The organism is Candidatus Deferrimicrobiaceae bacterium (assembly GCA_035256765.1).
In the GTDB taxonomy this organism is placed as follows: Bacteria; Desulfobacterota; Deferrimicrobia; order Deferrimicrobiales; family Deferrimicrobiaceae; genus CSP1-8.
Genome location: DATEXR010000150.1, coordinates 1 through 5,529, shown reverse-complemented (window position 1 = coordinate 5,529; position 5,529 = coordinate 1). Strand labels below are relative to the sequence as shown.

The 5,529-nt window shown below is 63.7% G+C and carries 3 protein-coding genes; all 3 read right to left on the bottom strand.

Annotated features, from left to right (window positions below; genetic code table 11):
* On the bottom strand, window positions 1-1,977 hold a 1,977-nt coding region (kdpB, locus tag VJ307_05200), incomplete at its 3' end, for a potassium-transporting ATPase subunit KdpB (protein ID HJX73536.1).
* A 14-nt stretch (window positions 1,978-1,991) separates the two neighbouring features.
* Window positions 1,992-3,794, bottom strand: coding sequence for a potassium-transporting ATPase subunit KdpA (gene kdpA, locus VJ307_05195; protein HJX73535.1), 1,803 nt, complete (start codon window positions 3,792-3,794; stop codon window positions 1,992-1,994).
* A gap of 184 nt (window positions 3,795-3,978) precedes the next feature.
* Window positions 3,979-5,529 (bottom strand): ATP-binding protein (locus tag VJ307_05190; protein ID HJX73534.1); only part of this gene is annotated, 1,551 nt, incomplete at its 5' end.

Genomic DNA, 5,529 nt, shown 5'->3' with positions numbered 1-5,529 from the left:
CCCCGGGAAGGGGAGCAGCACCCCGCCCAGCCCGTAGATCAGGAGGTTGCGGCGCAGCAGCGCCCCAGCGCCCAGCGGCCGGAAATGCACCCCGCGGAGGGCCAGGGGGATGAGCGCGACGATGATGAGGGCGTTGAAGATAACGGCGCTCAGGATGGCGCTCTGGGGGGAAACCAGCCGCATGATGTTCAGCGGTCCGATCACCGGGAAGGCGCCGATCAGCATGGCCGGGATTATGGCGAAATATTTGGCCACGTCGTTGGCGATGCTGAAGGTGGTGAGCGCCCCCCGTGTCATGAGCATCTGCTTGCCGATCTCCACGATCTCGATGAGCTTGGTGGGGTTGGAGTCCAGGTCCACCATGTTCCCCGCCTCCTTGGCGGCCTGGGTCCCCGTGTTCATCGCCACCCCCACGTCGGCCTGGGCCAGGGCGGGGGCGTCGTTGGTGCCGTCTCCCGTCATGGCAACCAGGTATCCTGCCGCCTGTTCCTTCCGAATGAGAGCCAGTTTGTGCTCGGGCTTCGCCTCCGCCAGGAAGTCGTCCACTCCGGCCTCCCTGGCGATCGCGGCCGCCGTGAGGGGGTTGTCCCCGGTGATCATCACCGTCTTGATCCCCATCGCGCGGAACCGCTCGAACCGGTCGCTCAGGCCCCCCTTGACGATGTCTTTCAGGTGCACCGTCCCGAGGATCCGGGCGCTGTCCGCGACGACCAAGGGGGTCCCGCCCTGGAAAGAAACGCGGGTAATCGAGTCCTCCACTTCCGCGGGGAACCGGCCCCCGGCGAAGTTCCTGACGGCGTCGGCCGCCCCCTTGCGGATCTTCCTCCCGTCCACATCCACGCCGCTCATCCGCGTCTGCGCCGAGAAGGCGAAGAAATGGGCGTTGGGCATCTCCGCGAGGTTCCTCCCCCGGAGGCCGAACTGTTTCGCCAGCACGACGATGCTGCGCCCTTCCGGCGTCTCGTCGGCCAGCGAGGCAAACTGGGCGGCGTCCGCCAGCTCCTCGACGGTCACTCCCTTCGCCGGGAGGAACTCCGTCGCCTGCCGGTCGCCCAGCGTGATCGTCCCCGTTTTGTCGAGGAGAAGGACGTTCACGTCCCCCGCCGCCTCCACCGCGCGACCGCTCATGGCGAGGACGTTCTTCTGGACGAGCCGGTCGATCCCGGCGATCCCGATGGCGGAGAGCAGACCCCCGATGGTGGTGGGGATGAGGCAGACGAGCAGCGCCACCAGGACGGTGACGGAGAAGGAAACGCCCGAATAGATCCCGAAGAACTTGAGGGTCATGACCACGACGAGGAAGATGATCGTCAGCGCCGACAGGAGGATCGTCAGGGCGATCTCGTTCGGCGTCTTCTGGTGCTCCGCGCCTTCCACCAGTTGGATCATTCGATCCAGGAAGCTCTCCCCCGGGTTCGCGGTGATCACGACCTTGATCCGGTCCGACAGGACGCGGGTCCCCCCCGTGACGGCGCTGCGGTCGCCGCCCGCCTCGCGGATCACGGGCGCGGATTCCCCCGTGATGGCGGACTCGTCTACGGAGGCCACCCCTTCGACCACCGTACCGTCGCCGGGGATGATTTCCCCGGCGCTCACGATCACGACATCTTCTTTTCTCAGTTGTTCCGCAGGGACCGTTTCCAGCGAGCCATCCATTCGAAGCCGATTCGCCATCGTCTGGGTTCGGGTCTTGCGGAGCGCGTCGGCCTGCGCCTTGCCCCGCCCCTCGGCCATGGCCTCGGCGAAGTTGGCGAACAGCACCGTGAACCACAGCCAGACGGCCACCTGCAGACCGAACCCCAGCGGCTCGTTCCCCGGCCGGAAGAAGAGCGAGACGGTCGTGAGGAACGCCCCCACTTCGACGACGAACATCACGGGGTTTTTCATCAGCGACCGCGGGTGCAGCTTGGAAAACGACGCGGCGGCGGCCTGCCGCAGGATTTCGGGCTCGAACAAGGAATGTTTTCTGGCGGCCATGGAGGATTTCCTCTCTAGAAGACGATGTTGGAATGGACCATCAGGAAATGCTCGACGATGGGCCCCAGGGAAAGAGCGGGGAAGAACGACAACACGCCGACGATCAGGACCGTGCCCACCAGCAGCAGGGCGAACATCACGCCCGAGACCGGGAAGCTTCCGCCGCTTTCCGGGACGATCTTCTTCTTCGCCAGGTTCCCGGCGAGCGCAAGGACGGGCACGATGAAGAAGAACCGCCCGATCAGCATCGCTAGCCCAAGCGTCGTGTTGTACCAATAGGTGTTGGCGGTGAGTCCCGCGAAGGCGCTCCCGTTGTTGCCCGTGCCGGAAGAGAACGCGTACAGGATCTCGCTGAATCCGTGCGGGCCCGCGTTGTTCAGGCCGGCAAGACCCCATTGGCTGACAACCGCCCACGCCGTGAAACCCATGATGTCGAAGATGAGGATCAGCACGGCAAGCGCGCTCACCTTCACGTCGTATGACTCGATCTTCTTCCCGAGATACTCGGGTGTCCGCCCCACCATCAGCCCCGCCAGGAACACGGTGAGCACCACGAAGACCAGCATCCCATACAGGCCCGCGCCCACCCCGCCGAAGACCACCTCTCCCAGCTGCATGTTGATCAGCGGAACGAGGCCCCCGAGAGGCGTGAAGGAGTCGTGCATCGCGTTCACCGCTCCGCAGGAGGCGTCCGTGGTCACGGTGGCGAACAGGGCGGAGTTGAAGATCCCGAAACGGACCTCCTTCCCCTCCATGTTCCCGTAGGCCGGATCCACCCCCAGCGCGTGCAGCCGGGGGTTTCCCGCTCCTTCCGCCCACCAGCAGAGAAGGACCCCGGCAAGGAACAGGACGGCCATCGCCCCCCACACCGACCATCCGTGCCGCTGGTTCTTCGCCATCCGCCCCAGGTAATAGGTGAGACCGCTGGGGATCAGGAAGATCGAGAGGATCTGGATGAAGTTGGACAGAGGGGTCGGGTTTTCATAAGGATGCGCGGCGTTGGCGTTCACGTACCCGCCCCCGTTGGTCCCCAGCATCTTGATCGCCACCTGCGAAGCCATCGGGCCCTGCACGATGGTCTGGGTCTCCACGGCCTGTTTTTCCGTTACGGGATTCCCTTTGGCGTCCTTGACCGGCTGTCCCTGGGCATCCCTCTTCGGAACTTCCACGGTCATCGGCTCCACGAGCCTGGCGCTCTCATACGGCTTGAAGTTCTGGATCATCCCCTGGGAGACGAGGAAGACCGCGTAGAGAAGGCAGATGGGGAACAGCACGTAAAGGTGGATCCGGACCAGATCCACCCAGAAGTTGCCGATCGTTTTGGCGGTATGCCGCGCGATCCCGCGCACGAGCGCCGCGGCCACCGCGATGCCGGAGGCGGCGGAGGCGAAGTTGTGAAAGGCGAGCCCCACCATTTGGGAGAAGGTCGACATCGTGGACTCCCCCCCGTAGCTTTGCCAGTTGGTGTTCGTGGTGAAGCTCACCGCCGTGTTGAAGGAGAGGTGCTCGCTCACGGGACCGAGCCTCTGAGGGTTGAGCGGCAGCAGGTGCTGCAGGCGCAGGACCGCATAGGTGAAGACGGCCCCGACCAGGCTGAACGCCAGGAGGGAAACCGTGTACCGCTTCCCATCCTGCTCCGCTTTCGGGTCGATCCGCAGAAGCCGGTAAAAAAACCGTTCGAGGGGCTTGAGCAACGGGTCAAGAAACGTTTTCCCCTCCGCGTCCAGGGCCCGGTAGAGATGGAGGCCCAACGGCTTGGTAAGGAGCAGGAGGATGCCCAGGAAAACCCCGAGTTGAATCCAGCCGAAACGATCCATGGGATCGACCTCTTCCCTAGAATTTTTCGGGTTTGAAGACCGACACGAAGAGATACACGATCAGCAAAACGCCGACGATGCCAACAAGAATGTCCATCATGGGTTCACATCCTTTCCAGGGACATGGAGAACAGGGAACACAAGCCGAACGACACGATGAGGACGATCACGTAGATGGTGTCGATCATGATGGTCTTGCCTCCATGAATGTACGGTCCGTTCTCCGGAGGGAAAAGAGGAACGTGCTCCCCGCTCCTTCGCGGCTTTCCACGCCGACGGTTCCCCCGTGGGCTTCCACGATCTCTTTCACGATGGCCAGTCCCAGCCCCGCCCCCGTCCCGGGCCCCTGGTCGGGAACGCGGAAAAATTGCTCGAAAATGCGGGGGAGATACCTGTCGGGGATCCCGATCCCGGTATCGGAAACCTGGAACCGGACGACCTCCTCCCCCGCCTGGGCGGAAAGGGAGATGCTGCCTCCTGGAGGAGTATATTTCAGGGCGTTCGAGAGCAGGTTGGCGAAGACATGGGAGATCCGTGTCGGGTCGGCCCATACCTCGGGCAAATCCTCGGGCACGTCCACGGCAAGAGTCACCCCTTGATCCCGGGCCGCGCTTCGGTACGGCTCCGATCCCTCCAGGACCACCTTTTGCGGTGAGAGGCGAGCAAGATCCATCCGGGCCTTTCCCGATTCGATCCGGCCGATGTCCAGGAGTTCCCTCACAATCGTGTGAAGCCGATCGGCGTCTTCCCGGGCAGCCATCAGAAGGTCCTCCTGCTTCGGGGTCAGCATCCCGGTTTTTTCATCCAGCAGCAGATGGATCGCCATACGGATGGAGGTAAGCGGGGTCTTCAGCTGGTGGGAGACCGTCGAGATCACCCCGCTCTTCATCTCGTCCTGCCGGCGTTGCTGCGTGACGTCCTGAAGAATCAGGACGACCCCCGCAGGTGCTCTCCCCGAATCCAGGATCGGCACGGCCCTGGGACGGTAGAATCGCTCCTCGTTCCGGACAAACTGCTGCACGACGGCTTGGGCTCCCCCGAGCTCCGCAATGCGACCGCTCGCAAGAGCCTTTTCACAGAGTCCGGCCATCCACGGGGAAGGCAAATCCCGGACCCGGGCGCTCGATTTCAAACCGAACGCCTCCCTCGCCGTCTCGGTCGCCACTTCCACCTCTCCCTCCGGATTGATCACGGCGATCGCATCGGGCAGGCTGTCGAACGCCTGCTGGGTGGAACGCTGGATGCGCAGGAGCCTGGCCTGGCCGGTTCGCCGGAATTCCCGCAGGCTGGCCGCCATTTCGTCGAACGCCTTGGTGAGTTGGCCGATCTCGTCGCTGGATTCGCTGGGAACGACGAGGTCCAGGTTTCCTTTCTGGATCTCTTTGGCGGAATTCGTCAGCCGGGTGATCGGCCGCAGGATCCATTTTCCCGTGAGAAACAGGAAAACCGCCGCGACGACCGTGGCGGCGAGCAGCATCATGTACATCTGCCCCCGCACCGACAGCGCCTGCCGACGGGCCCGCGCATCCATCGCCACCATGTTCTCCTGGTTCATCCGGAGGATGTCGTCCGCCGTGCCCTTGATCCGCTGGAACAGAGGGAGAAGCTCGGCGAAATAGGTCTTACGCCGGGCTTCTCGCCCGAACACGGGATTGCCCATCACCTTGATGTCCGACCGGTATTGCCCGAAAAGCTGTTTCAGCCGCTCCGCCTTTTCCCCTTCCCCCGGAAGCGT